This window comes from Nitrosomonas sp. PY1 (assembly GCF_022836435.1).
In the GTDB taxonomy this organism is placed as follows: domain Bacteria; phylum Pseudomonadota; class Gammaproteobacteria; order Burkholderiales; family Nitrosomonadaceae; genus Nitrosomonas.
On the sequence record NZ_BQXC01000001.1, the window covers coordinates 224,444 to 248,706 of the forward strand.

Here is a 24,263-nt window from a genome sequence, read left to right on the forward strand (position 1 = left end):
AATCAAATAAAAACTCACGCTTGTATTATACAAGCGTGAGTTTTTTCATTAAAAAATAAAAAGCCTTAAGAAGTTATTCTTAACATAGATTGCTGTATTTGATAAAGTGCGTGCCGTGGATTCTCAGCGAGCGTAATCGGCCGACCAACTACCAGATAATCAGAGCCATTTTGAATCGCTTGTTGCGGTGTTGTAATTCTTTCTTGATCGTCGGTTCTTGTATTATCCGGTAAACGAATTCCTGGCGTTACTAAGCAAAAATTTTTACCAAGTTCTTTACGCAGTGAAGGAGCTTCCTGTGCGGAGCAAACGACGCCATCCAATCCGCAGTCTTGCGTCAAATGAGCGAGCTTCAATACGAGTTGTTGCGGTGTATCGGAAAAACCAATTTCGTGCAAATCAAATTCGTTCATGCTAGTCAGTACAGTCACCGCAATTAACCGAGTGGAATGCGCTGGAACAGCTTCTCGTGCAGCAATTAGCATTTTTTTTCCGCCCGATGCGTGCACGTTGATCATCCAAACGCCGAGATTGCAAGCGACCTTACAGGCTTTCGCAACAGTGGCAGGAATATCGTGAAACTTTAAATCCAGGAAAATCTCGTATCCATCGCGAATCAATTTTTCGATGATCGAAGGGCCTGCTGCAGTAAATAATTCCTTGCCGACTTTTAACCGGCATAATTGCGGAGATAATTTCTTCGATAGGCTTAGGGCGCTTTCCGCATGATCGAAATCTAATGCGACGATAATACGAGGTTCGTTCACATCAAGAGCTTAATGATAAGATAAACAATAAGGAGCTATTTCTCTGAGCGGAAACGGCAGTACGTAAATATGATGGTGATAAAAATACCTAGTGCGAAAAAAGCTAACATGACAGCACTCAAGGGGAGTTCAATCGATTGGTTCAAGTAATATTGTAGTACCACAGGCTGAGAATTTTGCGAAGCAAAAACAGCCAATATTGCAAAAACAGAAATTCGTAGAAACCATATAATCATTTTCATCATAATGAGATTTATCCATTAATGTAGTTAATTGTACTCATGCTTTTATGACTTATTTTTATATGATTTTCAACGTAACCGTTGATCGATCAAATCAATCTGCATAAACATCCGCCATTGAGTCAATCTAGCTAAAATAAGTCTTATAAGGAGGAGACTGGTTATTTTTTTTCCTTGTAGTCGACTCGCTCGCGCATTTCCTTTCCAGCTTTAAAATGAGGCACGTATTTTTCAGGTACTTTCACTTTATCACCGGACTTCGGATTCCGCCCGACGCGGGGCGGGCGGTAATTTAAATCAAAGCTGCCAAATCCACGAATTTCAATGCGCTGCCCTTTAGCTAGGCTTTTGGACATGGCATCAATAATCGTTTTAACGGAAAGCTCTGCATCTTTTGCGACTAATTGCGGAAAACGGGCAGCAAGACGCGCAATTAATTCAGATTTCGTCATGAATTTTTTCCTTATTGTTCGGTATTTTTGCTGTCCATCTTAGCTTTGAGTAATGCACCTAAGCTTGTGGTTCCAGCATTTGTAGGTGCTGTTTTAATTTTCTGTAAAGCGCTGGTTTCATCCGATTTGTCCTTGGCTTTGATGGAAAGATTAATTGTACGGTTCTTGCGATCAATGTTGATGATCATGGTTTCAACCTTGTCGCCTTCTTTCAGGTGCGTGCGAATATCTTCAACGCGATCACGAGTAACCTCTGAGGCACGCAAGTAACCATCGACGTCATTATTCAATGCAATGACTGCGCCCTTGGCATCAATTGATTTTACCGTGCCGCTGATGATGCTATTTTTATCATATTGTGTGACAAAGGCGGTAAATGGATCGCCTTCCATTTGTTTGATGCCAAGGGAAATGCGCTCACGTTCAACGTCGATCGATAAGATGATCGCTTCAACCTCATCGCCTTTTTTGTAGTTTAAAACAGCTTCTTCACCCGACTGATTCCAGGAAAGATCGGACAAATGCACTAGCCCATCAATGTTGCCGGGAAGTCCAATGAAAACTCCAAAATCAGTAATAGATTTGATCTGACCGCTAACCTTGTCGCCTTTTTCATGTTTGGAAGAAAATTCTTCCCAAGGATTAACTTGGCATTGTTTCATTCCTAGTGAAATACGTCTGCGTTCTTCGTCAATTTCCAGAATCATGATTTCGACTTCATCGCCTAATTGAACAATTTTAGACGGATAAACATTCTTGTTGGTCCAATCCATTTCAGATACATGCACCAGTCCTTCAATGCCTTGTTCTATTTCGATGAATGCACCGTAATCAGTCAGATTGGTTACTTTGCCAAATAAACGAGTATGCGCAGGATAGCGACGTGATAAACCTACCCATGGATCTTCGCTCAGTTGCTTCATGCCTAAAGAAACGCGATTTTTTTCTTGATCGAATTTAAGCACTTTTGCAGTCACTTCATCGCCGATATTGACAACTTCGGATGGATGTTTGACGCGGCGCCATGCCAGGTCGGTGATGTGTAACAATCCGTCTATGCCGCCTAGATCAACGAAAGCTCCATAATCGGTAATGTTTTTGATGACGCCTTGAACAACAGCACCTTCTTGCAAGCTCGATAATAACGACTCGCGATCGGCGCCTTGGGTAGCTTCCAGCACAGCGCGGCGTGAAACAACAACATTGTTGCGCTTACGATCGAGCTTGATGACTTTAAACTCCATCTCCTTGTTTTCATAAGGCGTGGTATCTTTAACGGGGCGAATGTCGACCAAAGAGCCTGGCAGAAATGCACGGATACCATTAATCATGGCAGTGAGGCCACCTTTGACTTTACCATTGACCATGCCAGTGACAATTTTACCGCTTTCCATTGCTTCTTCGAGATCGTGCCAAGCCGTAAGGCGTTTCGCTTTATCACGGGACAAGCGAGTTTCCCCAAATCCATCTTCCAACGATTCAATGGCAACACTAATAAAGTCGCCCGGTTTTACTTCAATTTCACCGCGATCGTTTTTGAATTCTTCGACAGGAATAAAGCTTTCCGATTTGAGGCCCGCATTGACTACTACAATGTTATAGTCAACGCGAACGACTTCGGCCGTAATAACTTCACCTATACGCATTTCCTGACGGGAAAGGCTTTCTTCAAAGAGTGCGGCAAAATTTTCTGAGGATGTGGGAGAGGAGGAGGAAACTGTAGTCATTATTAAAAATACCCGATTGTTTTCCCTGCAGCAAAATTCGCCAGACAGGTTAAGTGAGTTAATAAAACTTGAATTGAAATTGTCATTTTCTAATCAAGTGCGAAAATTGAAAATATACCATGCCATACCCAAGTATGATCTTTAATTCTAAATCTCATTATACCAAGATAGGATAGTGTTCTGTGCTTCAGATATTGTCAGCGACGAAGTATCGAGTAATTTTGCATCGATTCCTTGCTTCAGAGGTGCAATACTGCGATTGCTGTCACGCTCATCACGCGCCTTGAGATCTTGCAACAGGAGGGCGATATTAGCATCGATTCCTTTCTCCATCAACTGCTTATGACGTCTTTGTGCACGTATTTCAGCGCTGGCTGTGAGAAAAACTTTTAATCTGGCATTCGGGAAAATGATTGAACCCATATCGCGTCCATCGGCCACCAATCCAGGTGGTTGGAAAAATTTTCGCTGACGCTCTGTGAGGGCTTTCCGAACTTGTGGATAAGCCGATATTTGTGAAGCCAAAATACCGCACTGTTCGGTGCGAATTTCATGCGTAGCAATTTTGCCATCGAGGTAAATTTCTTGATTCTGGAATACAATGTCTAGATGCGCAGCAATGGCGGCGAGTTGATCATGATCAGTGCTATCAACGTGCAGTTGCGTTGCTTTTAGTGCGACGAGCCGATACAAAGCACCGCTATCTAAATAGTGAAATCCAAGCGTTTTTGCGACTAATTGAGCTACGGCCCCTTTGCCGGATGCGGAAGGTCCATCGATAGCGATCACAGGAATTTGAGACATAGAGTAATGGGTGTGCGGTAGGGTTAACGTGAATGAATGATTTTTTTAAGTACCTGGAAATAATCCGGGAATGTTTTTTTGACGCAATCTGGATCATTGATCCGGATGGAAGTGCCCAAGCTGGCTAAGGAAAAGCACATAGCCATACGATGATCGTCGTAAGTGTCGATGGATGCATTCGGTGATAATCTATCGCGTGGTGGAGTAATGCGCAGATAGCTTGCGCCTTCCTCAATAATTGCACCGAGTTTGCGTAATTCACAAGACATTGCCGCGAGCCGATCGGTTTCTTTGAGGCGCCAACTGGCGATGTTGCGCAGTATGGTTGAACCTTCGGCAAATAGAGCGCAAATTGCTAGCGTCATGGCTGCATCGGGAATATGATTACAATCCAAATCAATTGCGCGCAATGGTTTCTTATCGGTTTTTTGGGCTGGATTGCTGGCTTCAATCCAATTTTCGCCCATGGTAATCGTTGCTCCCATCATTTCAAGGGCTGTGGTAAAGTGGATGTCGCCTTGAGCGCTAGTGCGTCCAACGCCATTAACTCGAACGGGACCGCATCCAATGGCGCCTGCTGCGAGAAAATAAGAGGCGGATGATGCATCGCCTTCAACGGTGATTGATCCTGGTGAACGATAAGTTTGCATTGCAGGTATCCTGAAGAATTGCCAATCGTTGTTCTCGACTTGTACGCCGAAGTGTCGTAGCTGTGCAATCGTGAGATTGATGTAGGGTTTAGAAATGAGTTCACCGGAAACGTGGATAATTGATTCTCGTCGGGTGAGTGGGAGCGCCATTAACAAGCCTGTCAGAAACTGACTGGAAACATTCCCTTTTACCGTGACTTCATTTTTGCTCTGGTTCGTGCGTGAGCTAAAAGGCTCAATTTGTAGTGGTGGGAACCCAGCATTACCCAGATAAGATAGTTTTGCGCCTAGCTGACGTAGCGCGTCCACAAGATCTGCAATGGGGCGCTCATGCATTCGGGGAACACCAGATAATTGATAATGTCCATTCATGAGGGAAAGTACGGCAACCAATGGACGGACGGCAGTGCCAGCGTTTCCGAGAAATAATTTTGCCGAGCTAATGGGAAATTTTCCAGCCTGTCCAACCACATAGTAATCGTTGTGGTCCATTTGCTTAATTGAAATACCTAGTTGTCTTAGTGCTTCTAACATTCGCGCAGTGTCGTCGGATGCTAATAGATCGTGAATATGTGTTTTTCCGTCTGATAATGCGGATAGCAGCAGAATACGGTTAGAAATACTCTTGGAGCCTGGTAACTGAACGTTCCCATGGGCGCATTGAGCAAACGGAAGATCAAGCCACTTCATGACAATGGAAGAGTAAAAATGATTAATGATATCTTATATACCCTGATTGAAGGCAGTTTTTGAATTGCTAAGAAATTTTTGATGCTGAATTAAAAATAACGTGAGTTTATTCACTCAGAAAAATATTTTTATCTATTAAAATAAAGTATTAGTCTTGAATATGGGTCTTGACCCTACTATATAAGGCACTTACTATGTACATATTTAGGTTATGGGTTTGGTTTTTTTAAAAGTACAATAAATAGTGCTAGTTTTTAAATTGAGGATAAATATGTTACGTTTGAAAAGGCAACGCATCACTGCAACTAAAAATGGATTCACTTTGTTGGAATTGCTGGTTGTAATGGTTATTATAGGGTTATTGGCGGCTTATGTTGGGCCTAAGTATTTTTCTCAAGTCGGTAAGTCAGAAATCAAAATGGCTCAGGCGCAAATCGATGCGCTCGAAAAAGCCTTGCATCAATATCGCCTGGATGTGGGTGCTTATCCAGCAACCGAACAGGGATTGGCTGCGTTGATTAATCGTCCGAGTAATGAGTCAAGATGGCAGGGCCCGTATCTTTCTAAGATGCCGCCTTCTGACCCCTGGGGTCGTCCGTATATCTATAAATATCCAGGGGAACGTGCGGAATTTGATTTGTTATCCTTTGGCAAAGATGGTCAGCCGGGGGGAGAAGGTGAAGCAGCCGATATTAAGAATTGGTAGATTGTTACAGTAATGCGTTACGAGGTAAAAGCAGTTTTATCCGATCAAGGTACCGTGTTGCTCCATTTGGAGGCGAATAGCGAGGAAGAAGCGCGTCTTCAAGTAACGGAAAAGGGTGGCATGGTCCTGAGCGTGAAGCGGAGTTTTTCTGGCTTTTCGTTCAAATCACGGAGCAAATTTCCGCTAGTACACTTCAGTCAAGAATTGCTTTCGTTGCAGGTTGCTGGATTGAGTCTGGTGGAAGGTATCGAGACTTTATTAGAGAAAGAGCAGGATTCGAGTAATCGCAAAGTCATTCAAAATATTCTGGCTAAACTCTATGAAGGCGTGACTTTTTCGCAAGCGTTGGGAGAATATCCGCAGTTCTTTCCACCATTGTATATTGCGACAGTTCGCGCCAGCGAAAAAACTGGCGATCTTGCTGAGGCATTAACGCGGTTTATTACCTATCAAACACAGATGGATTTCGTTCGTAAGAAGTTGGTGGGTGCGTCAATTTATCCTATTTTACTGTTATTAGTCGGTTTTCTGGTTTCGATCTTTCTCATGGTATTTGTCGTACCAAAATTCAGTGCGATTTATGATGATATGAACAGTGATTTACCTTGGCTATCATTGTTATTGATCAAATGGGGGCAGTTTGTTCATGAATACGGGTGGGAATTGACCATTGTTTCGGCTGTTGTGATGATTCTGGCAATATATATTGTTAGTAGGCCTGCTTTTAGGGCTAGCGTGTTGCAGTTGCTGTGGCGCATACCCGCAATCGGTGAACATATGCGTGTATATCAATTGGCGCGCTTTTATAAAACTTTGGGAATGCTGTTACGAGGCGGTATTCCAATTACGCAAGCATTGAATATGGTTAGTGGATTGTTACAGACGCATTTTCGTCCCAAGGTGGAGGCAGCCGCAAGGCATATTCGTGAGGGTAAGACGATTTCAACGGCGATGGAAATGGAAGGACTGACGACTGCTGTAGGGAACCGTATGTTGCGAGTCGGTGAGAGGACCGGTTTGATGGGCGATATGATGGAACGTATCGGCAATTTTCATGATGAAGAGATTGCACGTTGGGTGGAATGGACTACTAAACTAATCGAACCACTATTGATGGCATTTATCGGTATTGTTATTGGCGGAATTATCATTTTGATGTACATGCCGATTTTTGAATTGGCGGGTAGTATTAATTGAACGAATCCACAGTTACTTTAGATATCGGTCGATTGGCCGATGCTCGCCAAAGAGCCATGAATCAAGGTGTGTCGGTGATACAGGTGCTGGAGGATGTGGATGGTTACGCACCTGAGGCATTGATTCAGCAGCTCGGTCAATTGTTACATATCGATGTGTTGGATATGAATGCTATCCATATGCTGACGCCTGCATTTGATGTGTTGCCATTTTCAGAAGCGATCATGCATGAGTGTGTGTTGTTTCGTCATGAGCAACGTTATTTGTTCGCGATTAGTAATCCATTTTCAAATAAGATAAGAGCGTGGGCGGAAGAACGTTTTAGTGTGCCAATTGCATGGCGCTTGGTGCATCCTGCTGATTTGGCGGCTTTTTTCGCACAACAAGAAAAAACCATGCGTGCGATGGATCAGGTACTGCCATCAAATGAACTAAATAAAATTCAAAGCGGCATCGAAGATTTATCATTGAAAAGTATTAATGAAGGCACCAGTCAAGTAGTTAGGCTGGTGCATTCGACACTTTATGATGCGCATAAATCCCAGGCTAGCGATATCCACTTGGAAATGACAATAGGGGCACTATCAATTAAATATCGGATTGACGGTGTGTTAACTTCGGTTGGCGTGATACAAGGCGCAGACTTGGCGGAACAAGTGATATCTCGTATCAAGGTGATGTCAGAATTGGATATTGCGGAACGTCGCGTGCCGCAAGATGGTCGTTTTAAAATTTCCATTCAGGGGCGTGAAATTGATTTTCGTGTCTCGATCATGCCGAGTATCTTTGGTGAAGATGCCGTGTTGCGTATTTTGGATCGACAAGCGCTATCCGATCATATTGAAGGTTTGACTTTGAATCAGTTGGGCTTTAGTCAAACGGCGATAACCAGCATTCGACGTTTAAGTTCGGAACCGTACGGTATGTTACTTGTTACCGGTCCGACAGGAAGTGGTAAGACAACTTCTCTTTATGCAGCTATTTCCGAAGTTAACAAAGGCAACGATAAGATCATCACCATTGAAGATCCGATTGAGTATCAACTCGCTGGCGTATTGCAAATCCCAGTAAATGAAAAAAAAGGATTAACGTTTGCGCGCGGCTTACGTTCTATATTGCGTCATGACCCGGATAAAATTATGGTGGGTGAGATTCGGGATGCTGAAACTGCGCAAATCGCCATTCAAGCGGCACTAACAGGGCATTTGGTATTTACTACCGTACATGCAAATAATGTATTTGATGTAATAGGGCGATTCTCGCATATGGGCGTGGATCCTTATAGTTTTGTATCGGCTTTGAACGGTATCGTGGCACAACGATTAGTGCGGTTGTTGTGTTCGCATTGTTCCAGCGATGAATATCCAGACGATGATCTGATTACCGAGTCTGGCATTGCGCTTGCAGAAGCAGATCAGTATCGATTTCGTAACGGTAAAGGATGCGGGCATTGTCGCGGTAGTGGATATCGAGGCAGGAATGCAATTGCAGAAATTTTACTGTTAAACGATGAGATTCGCGAATTGATCGTAGCACAAGAACCGATCCGACGTATTAAGGAAGCTGCGCGCAACAATGGTACACACTTTCTCCGTGAGGCGGCTTTGGATATGGTGAAGCAGGGAATGACCAGTTTAGAGGAGGCCAATCGTGTCACAATTGTGGCGTGATCAAATTTATGTTTTTTTGGCACCTGAACGACTTGATTGGGTCCATTATCGGCGTGGCTTCAAGCCGCAGCAGCTCAGTAAAGACACCGTATTTTGTGAACAGATGCAAAATGGTTCTTCATGGCAGAATGCGCTGAAATTAATGGAGAGTCATTTGACAGATGTTACGAGCGCCGAACTTACGGTGATACTATCCAATCATTTCGTACGTTTTGTAACCTTGCAACCGCAAGCAGAAATTACTACGCCCGAAGAAGTCAAGTCGTATGCCGCATTTCGTATGCGCGAAATTTATGCCGAACGTTCTGACTCCTGGGATTTGAGTGTCAGTGATTGGAACCCTACGACAGGTGCTATTTGTGCTGCCATTAATCGTGATTTGATGCATCAGTTGCAAGAAATAACCAAGCGATCTAAAGTCAAACTGAAATCGGTCGAGCCTTATTTGGCGGCGGTATATGATCACTGGCAAAAGCAGTTTGATAATCGGAAGAGTTATTTTGTTGTCGTAGAGTCGGGGCGGTTTTGTAGTGCGATAGTGATCAATGGTGTTTGGCAAAGTATTCGTAATCAGCGCGTATTGTTTCAAGATACTCAAGAGCTTGCGAGAGAACTTGTAACTGCCTTGGATCAAGAAGCAGTATTGCTTGGAAATAAAGAAGTCACGGAAACCGTCTATATATTTGCGCCAGAATATCCACAATTGGCGCTGCCATTCAACTGTGGTTGGTCGATGGTAACGTTATCCAATGCACAAAACCCAGCGCCGAGCCATTTTCCATCATCGCCTGCTGGCATATCGGGAATAAATCAATGTCTCGCCTGAAATTAAAGTTTCCTTATCAGGAGCAAGCAATTCCACAGGTTGATATTGCTATTCTATTGTTTGGGTTAATGTTACTCGTGATCGTCATCTTTCAGTATCGCCAGATCACTGAAGAAATTAATTATTGGAATAACCGGGTGGATCGCTTGGAAAAGCAGCAGCAACAAAAAGCCACGCCACGTACAAGATCTACTTCACGGGTGAGGGAATTCAGTCAAGAAATTCGCAAGGAAATCGGTCAAGCCAATGGTATTTTGGATCAAATCAATCTGCCGTGGGATGTGCTTTTTGATGGTATCGAACATGCTTCGACGAAAGATATAGCGCTATTGTCATTACAACCCAATGTGGCGAACCGTGCGTTGCGCATTAACGGTGAAGCCAAAGATATGGCGAAATTATTAGATTTCGTTGAAGCGCTTGAACAAGAAGAAATTTTCCAGAATGTGCATTTGATTAATTACAAAATCAAGCAAGATAATCCCAATAAGCCAATCATTTTTCTTTTATCTACAGAATGGATCGTAATTTCTTAAATTGGAATATCAGTACGATTCAAGTACATTTGGATCGCATGTTACCGCAACTTCGATGGAAGTTCGGTTGTTTAGGCACCATTGGGAAAATTGGCTTAGGGCTGATTGCGGCCGCAATCATTTATTTGATTTCAGCGGTATTGCCACATGATTCCGAGTTGACGAAGTTAAAAACACGTGCGGATGTTTTGCAAACGCAGCTTGCATCGAATCAATCAGCAGACGCATCTGAGGCTGGTGTTAAAATGACCGGAGGGCAGGCACTGCAAGTATTTTACGATTTTTTTCCAAACATTGATTCTTCCCCATTTTGGATTCGTGAATTGACGCGCATCGCTAAAGAAAAGAATATCGAATTAAGTAGTAGTGAGTATCGCCTAATTAACGAAGCGGACGCACGTTTGGCTCGCTATGAGATGATTTTGCCGGTGCGTGGTAAGTATAAGCAGGTACGCGCGTTTATTGCGGCGGCATTGGAAGCTGTACCAGCAATGGCGGTTTCTGCTATAGCGATCAGGCGTGAAAACGTTACATCCGATATTCTCGAAGTGCGACTCGAAGCCAATCTTTATTTAAATAAATAGCCTATGGATTCTTCTGAAAAAAAACGCAAATTATTGATAGGTGCCGCGCTCGTGGCTACCTTACTTGCCGTAGTCATGGTGGAAGAAGATGAAACGGAAGATGCCGTGAGTACTGTAGAACCAACCCAGATACCAAGAACATCCAATGAGAGGTCCGCTAAAAAACAAGAAAATACTTCGGGAACATTGGATGTGAGTAAATTAGGTCAAAGAAAATTCAACCCCAAAGCGGGTGAATTATTTATTACGACCAATTGGACTCCTAAGCCCCCGCCTATTGACCCGGAAGAACAAGCTGCAAGAGAAGAGGCGAAAAAGGCATTTACCCCACCACCACCGACAGCGCCTCCCGTACCTTTCAAATATGCCGGAAAAGCAATTTCAGACAATCAAACATGGGTTTTCTTGTCGCAAGCGAAAGAAAACCATATTGCTAAAATCGGTGGCAAAGTCACCGAGCAATATCGCCTGGATGCCATCACGGATGACAGTGTCAGTTTGACTTATTTACCGCTTAACATCAAGCAAACGCTTACGATCAATAATAAACTAGCAGGAAAAATGTGATGAAAATTTGGAAATTTATTGTTATCACACTTTTGGTTATGATTGTGGCGGGTTGCGCGATTAATAACAAAACATTTCTGAATAGGAATGAAAATTTTTCCGAAGGTCAAAAATTGATCGAGCAAGGTCAGTATGAAATAGGTTTGGAAAAAATCCATCAAGCGCTGCGCGAACAACCGGACGAAAAAGAAATACGCGCCGTTTTGATAAGATTGTCTGACGAAATTGCAAATAAACTGCTGTTTGTCGCAGAAAATTATCGGTTTTCTGGGGATCTTGTGAATGCTGAAAAAGGATATCAACGTATCCTAAATATGTTTCCTGCAAACGAGCGTGCCAAAGATGGATTGGAAGCGATTAAGACTGAGCGTCGGCATATAGCTCTCGTAGAAACCGCTAAAGAGCACTTAGCCCGAAATGATGTGGCTCAGGCTGAGACGATAGTGCGAGCAGTATTGCAGGAAAATTCACAACAAACGCATGCGCGTCAACTGATCGGGCAAATAAACTCAATGATGGTTCGCCCAGAAGTAACGGATTTAGCATTGGAATCAGCATTTAAGAAAAATATTTCGATGGAATTTAAAGATACCGATATGCGCTCGGTATTTGAAATCATGTCGCGTACTGCAGGAATCAATTTCGTTTTCGATAAAGACATTCGGCAAGAAACCAAAGTTTCTATTTTTGTACGTAAAAATACGGTTGAAGATATTTTAAAGTTATTGTTAATTACTAATCAATTGGCTTATAAGGCTCTAAATAGCAATACGTTATTGATTTACCCTAACACACCGGCAAAACTGAAAGACTATCAGGAGTTAGTAGTAAAAAGTTTCCAGGTGGCTTATACCGATGTAAAACAAATGGTTGCAATGGTTCGAGGGATTGTTAAAGCGAAAGATATTTATGTCAACGAGCAACTGAACTTGTTTATCATGCGCGATACTTTAGAGGCGATTCGTTTGACTGAGCGCCTTGTGAGTTTGAACGATATCGCTGAACCGGAAGTGATATTGGATGTCGCCATACTAGAAATTTCTCGCAACAATAATTTTCTTTTGGGACCTAATTTTCCTCAACAGATCACTGCTGCCGCGGCTGCTACAACCGCTGCAACTGCTGGTACTGGTGCCGGCACTCTTGCGGGCCCAGTGTTATTAAGCCAAATTGGATTTCATGGGCTTAGGTCTTTTGCGATCAATGACAAAGCGACGATTGATTTTAAACAAAGCTTATCGACAGGCGATATATTGGCTAATCCGAGAATCCGTGTTTCCAATCGTGAAAAAGCTAAAATCCATGTTGGTGAGAAACGGCCGTTTTTTACTGCCAATGTACAGCCGGGTATCAACTCGATTGTGACTTCGACACCAACTTTTATCGATTTGGGAGTGAAATTGGATGTCGAGCCACGCATTGGTTTGAATAATGAAGTGACCATGAAAGTGACACTGGAGGTTAGTAATTATATAACTGATATTAAAGGTCCGGGTGAAGCGGTTGCACCATTGGTTGGCACACGCAATGCTGAAACTTTGCTAACGTTAAAGGATGGCGAAACCCAAGTTTTAGCCGGGCTTGTGGAAAATCGGCAAATAAGAGCAATAGATGGCATTGCGGGATTATTTAACATTCCTGGATTAGATCGATTGACTTCTAACCAGAAGGTAGATCGCGTAAAAAATGAAGTCGTTTTGTTGATTACGCCACATATAGTGCGGACACTTCCACGGCCCACCAATATGGAAAACGAATATCACTTTGGTACTGCCAGTGAAGCAGGTAAATTACCGGTAGCGATTAAAAAAACCAATCCTCAGTCTCTGGCAATCGCGCCGGCAGGTGCAGGAGGTGGTAGTATGAGGAGTGCTGCAGTAAATCCATTTGCCGCGGCGGAGCAATCGGCTGATGAAAATCCATTTGCGAGCGCCGCATCATCCATGCCACCAACATTGACGCTGCAAGGGCCTGCAACGGTCGGATTAGATAAAGAATTTTCGGTGAATGTTCGCATGGTTGGTGCAAAAGCAACCGTCAACTCGGATATGCAGCTCAGTTATGATTCGAATACGCTGGAATTATTGGATGGCGGACCTAAATCCGGTTCGCGCGTGCTTAAGCTCGGCCAGGATCAAGTGTTGGGTATGGCGACGCAATTGCGTTTTAAAGTAATTGCATCTAATCCTGGCACGACGGAAGTCAGTGTGCAGAGTGCTACCGGAGAGGATATTCAGACTGGCGACTCGGTTGAAGTGACGCTGCCAACTCCAGTGATGATAACGATCAAATAGTTTAGCGCTTATGATTTTTCCCCACATGTCATTGCTTGGGCGAAGGCAGTATGGTTTTACTTTAATAGAACTGATGATCGTGGTGGCTATCATGGCGATATTGGCGACAGCATCGCTGCCATTTCGAGAACTGGTGATACAACGGGAAAAAGAAATCGAACTGCGCGCTGCATTGCGGCAAATACGTAATGCAATTGACGCTTATAAGCAAGCGAGCGATGATGGACGTGTCACGAAAAAAGCGGATCAATCGGGATATCCGCCACGCTTGGAAGAGTTGGTAATGGGAGTGCCGGATGCCAAAAGCCCAGAGAAAAAAAATATCTATTTTTTGCGGCGTTTGCCTCGTGATCCGATGTTTGTTGAGATGGATATTTCCGGCACCGGTGTGGCAACTCCGGCAGCTGATACTTGGGGAAAGCGTAGCTATGAAAGTCCAGCCGATAGCCCTAAGGAAGGTGACGATGTTTTTGATGTTTATTCGCTTTCAGAAGCTAAAGGGTTGAATGGCATTCCTTATAAAGAATGGTGATCAAAGTGGGAAAGTGCTATCGATACAATGGATTCACTCTGATTGAGTTGTTGGTAGTGATGGCTATTATTGCCACACTATTGAGTTTGGTTGCGCCGCGTTATTTTAATTCATTAGAGAAAGCCAAAGAAGCTGTCTTGCGTCAGGATCTTGTCATGATGCGCAATGCCATTGATCAGTTTTATTCCGATTTCGGTAAATATCCATTGGATTTAGAAGAGATGGTGGACAAAAAGTATTTGCGGAGCATACCGATAGATCCTTTTACCGAAAGCAAAGAAACTTGGATCGTTTTGCCGCCACCTAATCTTATGGACTCGGGGGTGTACAATGTTCACAGCGGTTACCGGGAACGTGCTTTGGACGGTACTTTTTACGAGGAGTGGTGAAGAGATTCTGACTTATGGTTAACTCGATGCAGCGAGGATTCGTTTATCTTTGGGCGCTTTATACCGTTGCACTTGCTGGTCTATCGATGGCTGCAGCAGCACATGTCTGGCAAGCAAAATCGCTGCGGGAGAAAGAAGCGGAGCTGATGTTTATCGGCGAACAATTTCGCCTTGCGATTAAGTCGTATCAAAGTACGGGTACCAAGCAATACCCACAAAAGCTGGAAGATTTAGTGGAAGATAAGCGTAGCGCGAATGTCGTTCGTCATCTGCGTAAAATCTATGTGGATCCGATAACTAACACGAGCGAATGGGGAATTGTTGAGGAAGAGCCACCCAATACTAATCAAAGTGCTACGGCTACCAATAATTCTACTGCTGCCGGAAACAAGACGACGACAGGTACAGCACAAACAGGAAGCTCGAGTGGTTTGGGCGGTGGAGGTTTAGGAAGTTCTTCTTCGCCCACTAATAATCCTGCAAGCGCAAATAATAATACATTGACATTGGGTGGAGCCGCTGCTGCGACCTCGGGGAGTACGACTGCTGTGTCTGGCACGGCTTCCACTAACCCTGCATCGAATACGAATAATGCCGCAACTGGAAAGAATATCGGTTCAAGCCTTGGAAAGAGCTTGGAAAAGAGAGTGACTGGCGTTTATAGTTTATCAGAAAAGAAACCTATCAAAAAAAGTCAGTTTCCAGAGCAATACAAAAAATTCTCCGAAGCGAAAACGTATCAAGATTGGCAGTTTGTTTATAAACCTGGAAGCTCAACGGGGGCGGCTACTAGCCCAGCGAAATCGAATACGGGCACTGGTACATCAGCCTCACCTTTTGCACCGCAAGGAGGAACAGGAACATCTTCTAAATCTTCAGCTTCACCTTTTGGTCAATCATCCGCAAATAAAGAATCAGATTCAGCGAGCGGAGCGGTTTCGCCATTCGGAAAGTAGTTGCGCTTCACTGCTTCTGGTTTCTTGCCAAAACGTTAACTATCTTAACTGTAGGTAGTCTGCATCAGTGATTCTAGACCATTCTTTTGCTTTATCTAAAAAAGCTTTTTGACTGTTGATAATTTTACCTGCTAAGGGTGATTTTATGGCTATTTCATTCAATAATTCGTCATTTGCTTGTTTAAATACTCGCAACACATCATCGGGAAAGGTGCGAATCTTAATATCGTTTTTTTTCTTCATTTCTTGCCATGCTATCGTATTACGGAAGAATGATTCCGATAACATGTCAAAAGATGCTTCTTTTGCAGCTACTGTGATAATGATCTTGATGTCTTCTGGCAAAGTGTCGAAGCTGCTCTTATTAATGAGAATATGTAATTCTGCGCCAGGCTCATGCCAGCCAGTATAGTAAAAGGGGGCTATTTTATGGAAGCCTAGTTTTTCATCATTCGCAGGCCCTGCCCATTCAACCGCATCAATCGTGCCTCTTTCCAATGAGGTATACAATTCGCCAGGGGGAATACTGACAGGCTTCATACCTACCTTGCTAACGACTTCGCCAGCAAGGCCTGGAATGCGCATTTTTAGACCTTTTAAGTCTGAAATCGAATGAATTTCTTTTTTGAACCACCCACCCATTTGCAGATGAGTATTTCCAGCAGGGAATGCTACGATATTGTGACGTGCATAGACTTCGTCCAGTAGTTCCAAACCCCCGCCATAATAATACCAAGCATTCATTTCAGTGGGAGTCATGCCAAATGGTGTGGTGGTAAAGAATGTGGTTGCTGGGTCTTTGCCTTTATAGTAGTACGATGCTGTATGCCCCATTTCGTATGCACCGGAGCGTACCATATCAAAAATTCCTAATGGTGCTTTGTGTTTGCCGGGTGAATCGACAGTGATTCGCATGCGTCCTGCAGACATTTTTTCAACATTGCCGGCAAAGCGGTGCACGTTGTTGTGAAACATCGGTGTTCCGTCCGGCCAAGACATTGCTAAGCGCCAATGGAATGTTTGAGCTGATACAGTTGATGAAATGAGCGTTACACAAAAAAACACTACGGATAAAAGTAAATTTGAGGTAAAACTCATGACATCAGTGACTCTACCGCTGGTTATGGGTTACTAAGCACGGAACAATCGAGCAAATTACTATGATGATTAAATGATCGCGTGTTCTTTCTCAAATATTAGTACTACTTTGTCATTTTCATCAATATCTACATTGACTTTGCCACCATTTGCTAAGCGGCCAAATAAAAGTTCATCGGCCAATGCACTGCGAATAACATCTTGAATGAGCCTTTCCATCGGGCGTGCGCCCATTAATGGATCAAAACCATATTTAGCAAGATATTTACGCAAAGGCTCACTGAAAGTCGCTTCAACTTTCTTTTCATGCAACTGTGTTTCAAGTTGAATCAGAAACTTATCGACCACGCATAAGATAGTTTCTTCGCTGAGAGGTGCAAATGAGACAATTGCATCAATCCGATTACGGAATTCAGGCGTAAAAAGTTTCTTGATGTCTATCAATTCATCGCCAATTGATTTTGATTGGGTAAATCCGATGGTGTTTTTTGTTAAGGCTTCTGCACCGGCATTTGTTGTCATGATAATGATGACATTACGAAAATCCGATTTTCGCCCATTATTGTCCGTTAACGTTCCATAATCCATGACTTGCAATAAAATATTGAAGATATCGGTATGCGCTTTTTCAATTTCGTCTAAAAGCAATACAGAATGAGGGTGCTTGTTTATAGCTTCGGTTAGTAATCCACCTTGGTCGTAGCCTACATAACCAGGTGGAGCGCCAATTAGCCGTGATACGGCGTGTCGCTCCATATACTCTGACATGTCGAAACGATGCAAGTGGATACCTAGAGCATATGATAGTTGCCGAGCTACTTCGGTTTTGCCGACACCTGTTGGGCCTGAAAATAAGAATGAGCCGACTGGTTTTTGTGGATTTCCCAGTCCACTCCTCGACATTTTGATTGCCGAAGCAAGCGAATTGATCGCGCTATCTTGTCCGAATACAATTGCTTTCATATCGCGCTCCAATGTTTTTAATTTATTGCGATCATTGGTAGAGATATTTTGTGGTGGAATGCGTGCGATCTTGGCAACTACATTCTCAATTTCAGTTTTTCCGATAATCCGGCGTTGCCGGGATTTTGGTAATATTCGTTGAACAGCACCGGCTTCATCTAATACGTCAATTGCTTTGTCCGGCAAATGCCGATCATTGATATAGCGAGCCGAGAGTTCAGCTGCTGATACCAATGCACTGTATGTATATTTTATCTTATGATGTTGTTCGTATCGTGACTTGAGTCCACGTAGAATGGCTACTGTTTCGTCAACGCTTGGTTCATGAATTTCAACCTGTTGAAAGCGTCGCGATAGAGCGCGATCTTTCTCGAAAATCCCGCGATACTCATTATAAGTAGTGGCCCCGATACAGCGTAATTGCCCTGAGTTTAGGATGGGTTTTAAGAGATTAGATGCGTCCAATACTCCGCCTGATGCTGCTCCAGCGCCAATTAAAGTATGTATTTCATCAATAAATAAGATAGCAAAAGGATTATCAGTTAGCTGTTTTAACAATGTTTTTAATCGTTGTTCAAAATCACCACGATATTTTGTGCCAGCAAGCAGAGCTCCCATATCCAGCGCATAAATTTGATGCTTTAAGAGCAAGTCCGGAACATTTTCTTCAACAATGCGTTTTGCCAAACCTTCTGCAATGGCAGTTTTTCCGACCCCTGCTTCTCCGACTAATAATGGGTTATTTTTACGACGACGGCATAATGTTTGTATGACGCGCTCAATCTCCTTTTCTCGTCCGACTAGCGGATCTATTTTATTCAATAGTGCTTGATAATTCAGATTGATGGTGTAGTTTTCGAGTAATCCAGAAGAATTGGAATCTTGCTCGCTATCTGCTTCATTTGCAGCTTTTGCATTGTTTTCTTGTGGTACTTTGCGGATATTATGTGAAATGTAATTGACTACATCTAAGCGCGTTATTCCCCTTTGTTCCAGAAAATAAACGGCATGTGAGTCTTTTTCGCCGAAAATAGATACTAAAACATTGGCACCGGTAACCTCTTTTTTGCCGGATGACTGAACATGGAGTATGGCTCTTTGAATGACGCGTTGAAAACCCAGTGTGGGTTGCGTATCTACATCATCATTACCACTAATGATGGGAGTGTGACGCGCAATATGGTCTGTCAATGCAGCACGAAGATCAGCGATATCTACCAAACAAGCATTTAATACCTCGACAGCACTTGTGTTGTCTAACATTGCCAGCAGTAGATGTTCAACAGTGATAAATTCATATCTCTTCTGTCTGGATTCTACAAATGCCATATGCAAACTAACTTCTAAATCAGGGGCGATCATATTAATTTTTCTCCATTACACACTTTAGTGGATGCTGGTTTTTTCTGGCAAAATCAATTACCTGCTTAACCTTGGTGCTTGCAATATCGCTGGTATAAACACCACATACACCTACTCCTTCGGTATGTACTTTTAACATTACACGAATTGCCTGTTCTTGATTCATTGAAAAGAATCGTGTTAACACTTCAATAACAAATTCCATCGGGGTGTAGTCATCATTTAATAATAATATTTTATAGAGTGGAGGAATTTTTTCTTTAGATTTTTCCTGCTGCTGTTTAAGTCTTAGTGTGGCAGTTTCCAGTTTCTGTTCTGTCATAAATATAAAATAAATAATATTTTTTTATTATTTTGCTAAACAAATTAGTATAAAGTACATTGTTATCTTCATATTTGAAGATTACGAGAAAATTTTTAAATAGCTTTTTAGTAAAGATAGACGTAATATTTTTAACAAATACACTGTAATCGCTTGACTTTAACGCTGAATTTGCGTAAAACTGCACGTGGCGTTTGGCTTCGAGTTCTCTGCGGTACTGACATCAACCGTTATAGTCTTGAAATTCAAATAGTATTAGGGTTTCCGGCCCAGTTTTTTATAGGAAGTAGAAATGGCAACAGGTACAGTAAAATGGTTTAATGATTCTAAAGGTTTTGGTTTTATTACTCCTGATGATGGTAGCGAGGATTTATTCGCGCACTTTTCAGCAATCAATATGTCTGGGTTTAAAACTCTCAAGGAAGGCCAGAAAGTTAGTTTTGACGTTACACAAGGGCCAAAAGGAAAACAAGCCTCTAATATCCAATCCGTTTAACTACTTGTTCAAATATGAAAACTGGCGTCGGCTGAATTTAAGTTTTTTATTTTAGGGTTAACGCAGAAGTCATAAAGATTTGTAGGAAATTAACCTCTTGTTCAAAGAACAAGAGGTTTTTTATGCGATTGTGCAATAGCGATAAATAAAGGTATTTCAAAATATGCCTATGTTTTATCTCATTTGATCAATTATTTCGTCACCGAATGCAGAGCTGGAAACTTCTCGAGAATTTTCCATGTGTCTCGCAAAGTCATAAGTTACAACTTTGTTTTGAATAGCCTTCTCCATTGCCTTGGTTAAGGTATCCGCAGCTTCTATCCATCCTATATGTCGCAGCATCATTTCTGCAGATAGAATGATTGAGCCGGGATTGACCTGATTTTTACCTGCATATTTAGGAGCCGTGCCATGAGTTGCCTCAAATATGGCGATTGAATCGCTTAAGTTAGCTCCAGGTGCGATTCCTATTCCTCCGACTTGAGCTGCCAAAGCATCAGAAATGTAATCTCCATTCAAATTGAGCGTGGCGATAACGTCAGATTCCTCTGGTCTTAGCAGAACTTGTTGCAAGAAAGCATCAGCAATTACATCCTTGATGATAATTTCACCGTATTTCTTGGGTAATTTCATCCATGGACCACCATCCAGTAATTCTGCACCAAATTCCTTAGCAGCTAGGTCATACCCCCATTTTTTAAAGCCACCCTCGGTAAACTTCATAATATTTCCCTTGTGAACCAAAGTAACGGACCGTCTTTGATTATCGATAGCATATTGAATAGCCCTTCGAACAAGTCGTTCTGTACCCTCTTTTGAGACAGGCTTGATGCCAATAGCTGAAGTTTCCGGGAATCGTATCTTGGTTACTTTCATTTCATTAATCAAAAAATCGATAATTTTATGAGAGGATGATGTTTCAGCTTCCCATTCAATGCCAGCATAGATGTCTTCAGAATTTTCCCGGAAAATTACCATATTAGTTTTTTCGGGGTGTTTGAGTGGGCTGGGAACGCCATTGAAATAACGCACTGGCCGTAAGCAAACATATAGATCTAATTGTTGTCGCAGCGCGACATTAATCGAGCGGATACCTCCGCCAATCGGAGTTGTTAATGGGCCTTTTATAGATACTACAAATTCTTTTGCTGCAGTTAGAGTTTCTTCAGGTAACCACGCATCAGATCCATAGATTTTTGTGGCTTTCTCTCCGGCGTAGATTTCCATCCATGCGATTTTACGCTGCCCAGAATAGGCCTGATCTACGGCTGCATCAACCACCTTTCGCATGACAGGTGTAATATCTACACCAATACCGTCGCCCTCGATAAATGAAATAATAGGATTGTTGGGTACATTGAGTGTACCGTCAGTATTGACTTGGATTTTTTTACCATTAGCGGGTATTTTTATATGTTGGTACATTTTTGAAATCCTATGGAAATTATGGTGATACTTAAACTAATATGCTGATAACTAGACACCTAGTAGGATAAATTGCTTTATTTATACATTATTATATTTTGTATGAACAGAGAATTGTTTCATTATCTATCTCAATCAGTTCAAATTTATTCGTTTACTTCTTCGTAAGAATGACGTAAATATTCTTGATGTGCAACTCAATTGCTGTTTTTTATAATTCGATGAACTTACAGATTCTTATACCGAATCTTTTTTGGCCGGATAGCTCTCAACCTGAGATTTATGGTGATTTATCACTTTCTGGGTTGGAGAAAATACTATCAAAAAGTGAGAAAAGTATTTATCCATCAGAGACCTTAGAAGCGTGGCTTTGTAAATCATTTCATGTCGATAAGCAGAAATGTGATTGGCCTATTGCGCCTATTATGGTGCAAAACGATAGCATGAATTCTATTTTGCCAAATTCGGATTTCTGGATGCGTGCAGATCCTGTTCATTTACGCATTGAACAGAATCATATTATGTTGGCCGATAGTCAGATTTTTAAAATCTCAAAAGAGGAATCGCAGCAATTTGTGCAAACTATTAACCGCTGCCTCAATAATGAGAGAGTTCTTATACTACCATTGCAATCTGATCGTTGGTATCTGCGTTGTTCCGAAGCGCCAGAGCTTGAAACGTTTCTCTTAAGTGACGTAACTTGTAGAAATATCAATGACCACTTGCCAATTGGCAATCAGAGCGTTGTTTGGCATAAGATTTTTAATGAGATTCAAATGATATTGCATGATCACCCAATGAATCAGGCACGAGAATCTAGGGGGGAATTGGCGATCAATAGCGTTTGGTTTTGGGGGGGAGGGGTTATGCCTGAAGCCAGAATTGAATCTATCTTCAGTCATGCTTGGGGTAATCATGAATTTCTTAGAGCGCTAGCATTCTACAGTAACGCAGCGTGGAAAGAAGTGCCTATGAATGGCGAAGATTTTTTACAAAATATTACAGCAGGTGACCACTTAATTATATTGGATGCTTTGTATGGTAAAGCTCAGTATAGAGATGCTTATGGATGGCGCGAAAGTTTGAAAAAAATGGAAATAGACTGGTTCACGCCACTGTATAGTGCACTGGAAGCAAAGAAGATTAATCAGCTTATTTTGACAACTTTGGATTCTACTGTAACTAGAAGTTTCTTTATTACAACAAGTGATTTGTGGAAATTTTGGCGCAAGATAAAACCAATGGCTTCTTTATCAGCATCGGCGTAGCACCTAAAATAAGTGAAATAACAGCAGAAAGGCGCTTTAAATGAGCTCCTGATATTTAAAAGAGGAACTCATAATACCAGTATTCGGAATGTAAAAATAATGAGGGGTATCCATGCAAAAGTTTTCTTTAATCCAAAATATTAAGTCTTATCTATTCGCAAGTACGGTTTTTTTACTTGCGTGCGGATTAATGGTTATTACTCATTTTTTCAATGGAATTGAGCAACATTGGTCGATGATTCTGTTGGGGTGCTTAATTTTGTTACAGGCGATTGTAATTTATCAAATCGCCGAAAGGGAAAAAAGCATTAGTAGTTTTTCTGAGCAATTATTAGTTACCAAGGAAAGATTAACTAACGAAATGAAGCATCGCTTGTGGGCCGAAAAAACAGTATCGGAAGGTAAAATAAAATCTCTTTACATTGATGAAAATTTTCCTGTTATGTTGGCTTACTTCAATGCCGAATTGAGATGTCGTTATCACAACAGAATTTTTCGTCGCTGGTTTGGATTGAGATCGGATCAGATTGACGGTAAGCTTCTGACCGAATTTTCAAATGAGGGCTTTTTTCTCGATATTCGTAATTGCGCTAAAGAGATTTTTACAGGAAAGACTATTCATTATGAACGTACTCTTAAATCAACTAAGGGATTTCCTTATATCTTTACTGAGCAATTTGTCCCTCATCTCGATAGCAAAGGAAAAGTAGTCGGGTTTTATACGATACATACGCCTTTTGCACAGGAAAAAAGTCGTATTTCATTGAAGAAGGGTGAGCAAACCGCTCATAAAACAGAGCCTGACCGTGTTTCTCAGGTAACGGTTAATGATACGCAAAAAAAGCAATCACCGGTGCTGCGGCCTGCTTCGGATACAACAATCGCTACTCGCGTTGCTCAAGCTATTAAAGAAGGAGAGTTTAATCTTTTCTTTCAGGATATTAAATCGATCAAAGCGAGCGATGTATTGCCAATGCACCATGAAATTTTGATTCGTATGGGTGAGGAAGAAAACAGTCAAATGCCGCCAGGTTCGTTTCTTCCTTTTGTTGAACAATTTAAGCTCATGCCACAGCTCGACCGATGGGTGGTTAATCATATTATTAAATGGTTATCTAATAGCGCCGCTGCAAATCATGTTTTTTGTTTAAATATTGCAAAGGATACTTTTAACGACGGAAGTTTTCCGGGGTTTGTGCAGATTCAACTGCAAAAAATGAATGTGCCGGCATCAAGCCTTTGTTTTGAAATAGAAGCCATCGATGTGCAAGACCAAAAACCACAAGTTATCGCTTTCACAAAGAAAGTAAGTCAAATAGGATGCCTCATAACGTTATGTAGTTTCACCCAAGATTCAGATTTAGTTAAATTACTAGGTGACATGAAAGTGAATTATATTAAAATTGATGGCAGCTTAGTATGCAACATATTGCGCGATGAGGAGGATTTCAAGGAGGTGCTTGCTATTAATAAATTAGCGCACGAGCGTGGAATTAAAACAATTGCTGAGCTGGTTGAAACAGATGATATCGTAGCTAAATTAAATGAGATTGGAGTGGATTATATGCAAGGATTTGGTGTGGCTAAGGTACAACCTTTCGAAGAGCTTAACCCTTTATAGTTTTTTGATTTGGCGCGCATTTTTGTGAAGATTGAAATAGACTGGCTTTTTAATCGTGCTCACAGCACGATTAAATAAAATCTAAATAGAGTCAATGCTATTTCTTAGCTAAAATGACT

Annotated in this window: 24 protein-coding genes; 14 read left to right on the forward strand and 10 right to left on the reverse strand. The window is 42.0% G+C overall.

Features of this window, described 5'->3' with window-relative positions:
- Nucleotides 1-65: 65 nt before the first annotated feature.
- The 6 genes from pyrF to aroA form a co-directional block, all read right to left on the reverse strand.
- Nucleotides 66-767: an orotidine-5'-phosphate decarboxylase gene (gene pyrF / locus W03_RS01005; protein ID WP_244070552.1), complete on the reverse strand. Its 702-nt coding sequence runs from the start codon at nucleotides 765-767 to the stop codon at nucleotides 66-68.
- A 35-nt stretch (nucleotides 768-802) separates the two neighbouring features.
- Nucleotides 803-1,012 (reverse strand): LapA family protein, encoded by a 210-nt coding sequence (locus tag W03_RS01010; protein ID WP_309296078.1) that lies wholly within the window; start codon nucleotides 1,010-1,012, stop codon nucleotides 803-805.
- 158 nt (nucleotides 1,013-1,170) lie between these two features.
- Nucleotides 1,171-1,461 (reverse strand): integration host factor subunit beta, encoded by a 291-nt coding sequence (locus W03_RS01015; RefSeq protein ID WP_244070557.1) that lies wholly within the window; start codon nucleotides 1,459-1,461, stop codon nucleotides 1,171-1,173.
- An 11-nt stretch (nucleotides 1,462-1,472) separates the two neighbouring features.
- Entirely contained in the window at nucleotides 1,473-3,188 is a 1,716-nt protein-coding gene (gene rpsA / locus W03_RS01020; protein ID WP_244070559.1) for a 30S ribosomal protein S1, read from the reverse strand.
- 147 nt (nucleotides 3,189-3,335) lie between these two features.
- Entirely contained in the window at nucleotides 3,336-3,992 is a 657-nt protein-coding gene (gene cmk / locus W03_RS01025) for a (d)CMP kinase (RefSeq protein WP_244070561.1), read from the reverse strand.
- A 23-nt stretch (nucleotides 3,993-4,015) separates the two neighbouring features.
- Entirely contained in the window at nucleotides 4,016-5,332 is a 1,317-nt protein-coding gene (gene aroA, locus W03_RS01030) for a 3-phosphoshikimate 1-carboxyvinyltransferase (protein ID WP_244070563.1), read from the reverse strand.
- Between the two features lie 271 nt (nucleotides 5,333-5,603).
- On the opposite strand from aroA, the gene gspG reads away from it, so the two are divergent.
- Genes gspG through W03_RS01085 form a run of 11 tightly spaced genes read left to right on the forward strand, consistent with a single transcriptional unit; the run spans nucleotide 5,604 to nucleotide 15,589 of the window.
- A complete protein-coding gene (gene gspG, locus W03_RS01035) occupies nucleotides 5,604-6,038 on the forward strand; it encodes a type II secretion system major pseudopilin GspG (protein WP_244070565.1) in 435 nt (144 codons plus the stop codon).
- Between the two features lie 12 nt (nucleotides 6,039-6,050).
- On the forward strand, nucleotides 6,051-7,235 hold the full coding sequence (locus tag W03_RS01040; RefSeq protein WP_244070566.1) for a type II secretion system F family protein: 1,185 nt from the start codon (nucleotides 6,051-6,053) through the stop codon (nucleotides 7,233-7,235).
- Nucleotides 7,236-7,291: 56 nt separating this feature from the next.
- Nucleotides 7,292-8,905, forward strand: a complete 1,614-nt coding sequence (locus W03_RS01045; RefSeq protein ID WP_244073668.1) for a GspE/PulE family protein — start codon at nucleotides 7,292-7,294, stop codon at nucleotides 8,903-8,905.
- A complete protein-coding gene (locus W03_RS01050) occupies nucleotides 8,886-9,731 on the forward strand; it encodes a hypothetical protein (RefSeq protein WP_244070569.1) in 846 nt (281 codons plus the stop codon). The genes W03_RS01045 and W03_RS01050 overlap by 20 nt, the downstream gene beginning before the upstream one ends.
- Nucleotides 9,719-10,267, forward strand: coding sequence for a PilN domain-containing protein (locus W03_RS01055; RefSeq protein ID WP_244070571.1), 549 nt, complete (start codon nucleotides 9,719-9,721; stop codon nucleotides 10,265-10,267). The genes W03_RS01050 and W03_RS01055 overlap by 13 nt, the downstream gene beginning before the upstream one ends.
- Nucleotides 10,249-10,851 (forward strand): hypothetical protein, encoded by a 603-nt coding sequence (locus W03_RS01060; protein WP_244070573.1) that lies wholly within the window; start codon nucleotides 10,249-10,251, stop codon nucleotides 10,849-10,851. Before W03_RS01055 ends, W03_RS01060 begins: the two co-directional genes overlap by 19 nt.
- Nucleotides 10,852-10,854: 3 nt before the next feature.
- The gene (locus tag W03_RS01065; protein WP_244070575.1) at nucleotides 10,855-11,418 is read left to right on the forward strand and encodes a hypothetical protein; all 564 of its coding nucleotides are present in this window, start codon (nucleotides 10,855-10,857) and stop codon (nucleotides 11,416-11,418) included.
- Nucleotides 11,418-13,712 (forward strand): secretin and TonB N-terminal domain-containing protein, encoded by a 2,295-nt coding sequence (locus W03_RS01070; protein ID WP_244070578.1) that lies wholly within the window; start codon nucleotides 11,418-11,420, stop codon nucleotides 13,710-13,712. The genes W03_RS01065 and W03_RS01070 overlap by 1 nt, the downstream gene beginning before the upstream one ends.
- 10 nt (nucleotides 13,713-13,722) lie before the next feature.
- Complete coding sequence (locus tag W03_RS01075; RefSeq protein WP_279599977.1) at nucleotides 13,723-14,244, forward strand: type II secretion system protein; 522 nt, start codon at nucleotides 13,723-13,725, stop codon at nucleotides 14,242-14,244.
- Nucleotides 14,238-14,633 (forward strand): type II secretion system protein, encoded by a 396-nt coding sequence (locus W03_RS01080; protein WP_244070580.1) that lies wholly within the window; start codon nucleotides 14,238-14,240, stop codon nucleotides 14,631-14,633. Before W03_RS01075 ends, W03_RS01080 begins: the two co-directional genes overlap by 7 nt.
- A gap of 14 nt (nucleotides 14,634-14,647) precedes the next feature.
- The gene (locus tag W03_RS01085; RefSeq protein ID WP_244070582.1) at nucleotides 14,648-15,589 is read left to right on the forward strand and encodes a hypothetical protein; all 942 of its coding nucleotides are present in this window, start codon (nucleotides 14,648-14,650) and stop codon (nucleotides 15,587-15,589) included.
- 39 nt (nucleotides 15,590-15,628) lie between these two features.
- Here W03_RS01085 and W03_RS01090 read toward each other — a convergent pair whose 3' ends face one another.
- From W03_RS01090 to clpS, 3 genes are all read right to left on the reverse strand, one after another.
- A complete protein-coding gene (locus tag W03_RS01090) occupies nucleotides 15,629-16,588 on the reverse strand; it encodes a TRAP transporter substrate-binding protein (RefSeq protein WP_244070584.1) in 960 nt (319 codons plus the stop codon).
- Between the two features lie 168 nt (nucleotides 16,589-16,756).
- Nucleotides 16,757-19,012: an ATP-dependent Clp protease ATP-binding subunit ClpA gene (clpA, locus tag W03_RS01095; protein ID WP_244070586.1), complete on the reverse strand. Its 2,256-nt coding sequence runs from the start codon at nucleotides 19,010-19,012 to the stop codon at nucleotides 16,757-16,759.
- Between the two features lies 1 nt (nucleotide 19,013).
- The gene (gene clpS / locus W03_RS01100; RefSeq protein WP_244070588.1) at nucleotides 19,014-19,334 is read right to left on the reverse strand and encodes an ATP-dependent Clp protease adapter ClpS; all 321 of its coding nucleotides are present in this window, start codon (nucleotides 19,332-19,334) and stop codon (nucleotides 19,014-19,016) included.
- 292 nt (nucleotides 19,335-19,626) lie between these two features.
- Here clpS and W03_RS01105 point away from each other — a divergent pair, with 292 nt between their 5' ends.
- Nucleotides 19,627-19,830 (forward strand): cold-shock protein, encoded by a 204-nt coding sequence (locus tag W03_RS01105; RefSeq protein WP_244070590.1) that lies wholly within the window; start codon nucleotides 19,627-19,629, stop codon nucleotides 19,828-19,830.
- Nucleotides 19,831-20,004: 174 nt separating this feature from the next.
- Here the strand turns inward: W03_RS01105 and icd are convergent, their stop codons facing one another.
- Complete coding sequence (gene icd, locus W03_RS01110) at nucleotides 20,005-21,255, reverse strand: NADP-dependent isocitrate dehydrogenase (RefSeq protein WP_244070591.1); 1,251 nt, start codon at nucleotides 21,253-21,255, stop codon at nucleotides 20,005-20,007.
- 221 nt (nucleotides 21,256-21,476) lie between these two features.
- Here icd and W03_RS01115 point away from each other — a divergent pair, with 221 nt between their 5' ends.
- Both W03_RS01115 and W03_RS01120 read left to right on the forward strand, forming a co-directional pair.
- On the forward strand, nucleotides 21,477-22,523 hold the full coding sequence (locus W03_RS01115) for a phosphoglycerate mutase (protein ID WP_244070593.1): 1,047 nt from the start codon (nucleotides 21,477-21,479) through the stop codon (nucleotides 22,521-22,523).
- A 112-nt stretch (nucleotides 22,524-22,635) separates the two neighbouring features.
- Nucleotides 22,636-24,144 (forward strand): EAL domain-containing protein, encoded by a 1,509-nt coding sequence (locus tag W03_RS01120; RefSeq protein WP_244070595.1) that lies wholly within the window; start codon nucleotides 22,636-22,638, stop codon nucleotides 24,142-24,144.
- Nucleotides 24,145-24,263: the final 119 nt, after the last annotated feature.

Excerpts from the sequence above, each read along its gene's own strand:
- W03_RS01010 (WP_309296078.1), bottom strand. The coding sequence starts at position 1,012 with ATGATGAAAATGATTATATGGTTTCTACGAATTTCTGTTTTTGCAATA.
- W03_RS01015 (WP_244070557.1), bottom strand. The coding sequence starts at position 1,461 with ATGACGAAATCTGAATTAATTGCGCGTCTTGCTGCCCGTTTTCCGCAA.
- rpsA (WP_244070559.1), bottom strand. The coding sequence starts at position 3,188 with ATGACTACAGTTTCCTCCTCCTCTCCCACATCCTCAGAAAATTTTGCC.
- cmk (WP_244070561.1), bottom strand. The coding sequence starts at position 3,992 with ATGTCTCAAATTCCTGTGATCGCTATCGATGGACCTTCCGCATCCGGC.
- aroA (WP_244070563.1), bottom strand. The coding sequence starts at position 5,332 with ATGAAGTGGCTTGATCTTCCGTTTGCTCAATGCGCCCATGGGAACGTT.
- gspG (WP_244070565.1), top strand. The coding sequence starts at position 5,604 with ATGTTACGTTTGAAAAGGCAACGCATCACTGCAACTAAAAATGGATTC.
- W03_RS01040 (WP_244070566.1), top strand. The coding sequence starts at position 6,051 with ATGCGTTACGAGGTAAAAGCAGTTTTATCCGATCAAGGTACCGTGTTG.
- W03_RS01045 (WP_244073668.1), top strand. The coding sequence starts at position 7,292 with ATGAATCAAGGTGTGTCGGTGATACAGGTGCTGGAGGATGTGGATGGT.
- W03_RS01055 (WP_244070571.1), top strand. The coding sequence starts at position 9,719 with ATGTCTCGCCTGAAATTAAAGTTTCCTTATCAGGAGCAAGCAATTCCA.
- W03_RS01060 (WP_244070573.1), top strand. The coding sequence starts at position 10,249 with ATGGATCGTAATTTCTTAAATTGGAATATCAGTACGATTCAAGTACAT.
- W03_RS01065 (WP_244070575.1), top strand. The coding sequence starts at position 10,855 with ATGGATTCTTCTGAAAAAAAACGCAAATTATTGATAGGTGCCGCGCTC.
- W03_RS01070 (WP_244070578.1), top strand. The coding sequence starts at position 11,418 with ATGAAAATTTGGAAATTTATTGTTATCACACTTTTGGTTATGATTGTG.
- W03_RS01075 (WP_279599977.1), top strand. The coding sequence starts at position 13,723 with ATGATTTTTCCCCACATGTCATTGCTTGGGCGAAGGCAGTATGGTTTT.
- W03_RS01080 (WP_244070580.1), top strand. The coding sequence starts at position 14,238 with ATGGTGATCAAAGTGGGAAAGTGCTATCGATACAATGGATTCACTCTG.
- W03_RS01085 (WP_244070582.1), top strand. The coding sequence starts at position 14,648 with ATGGTTAACTCGATGCAGCGAGGATTCGTTTATCTTTGGGCGCTTTAT.
- W03_RS01090 (WP_244070584.1), bottom strand. The coding sequence starts at position 16,588 with ATGTCTTGGCCGGACGGAACACCGATGTTTCACAACAACGTGCACCGC.
- clpA (WP_244070586.1), bottom strand. The coding sequence starts at position 19,012 with ATGATCGCCCCTGATTTAGAAGTTAGTTTGCATATGGCATTTGTAGAA.
- clpS (WP_244070588.1), bottom strand. The coding sequence starts at position 19,334 with ATGACAGAACAGAAACTGGAAACTGCCACACTAAGACTTAAACAGCAG.
- W03_RS01105 (WP_244070590.1), top strand. The coding sequence starts at position 19,627 with ATGGCAACAGGTACAGTAAAATGGTTTAATGATTCTAAAGGTTTTGGT.
- icd (WP_244070591.1), bottom strand. The coding sequence starts at position 21,255 with ATGTACCAACATATAAAAATACCCGCTAATGGTAAAAAAATCCAAGTC.
- W03_RS01115 (WP_244070593.1), top strand. The coding sequence starts at position 21,477 with ATGAACTTACAGATTCTTATACCGAATCTTTTTTGGCCGGATAGCTCT.
- W03_RS01120 (WP_244070595.1), top strand. The coding sequence starts at position 22,636 with ATGCAAAAGTTTTCTTTAATCCAAAATATTAAGTCTTATCTATTCGCA.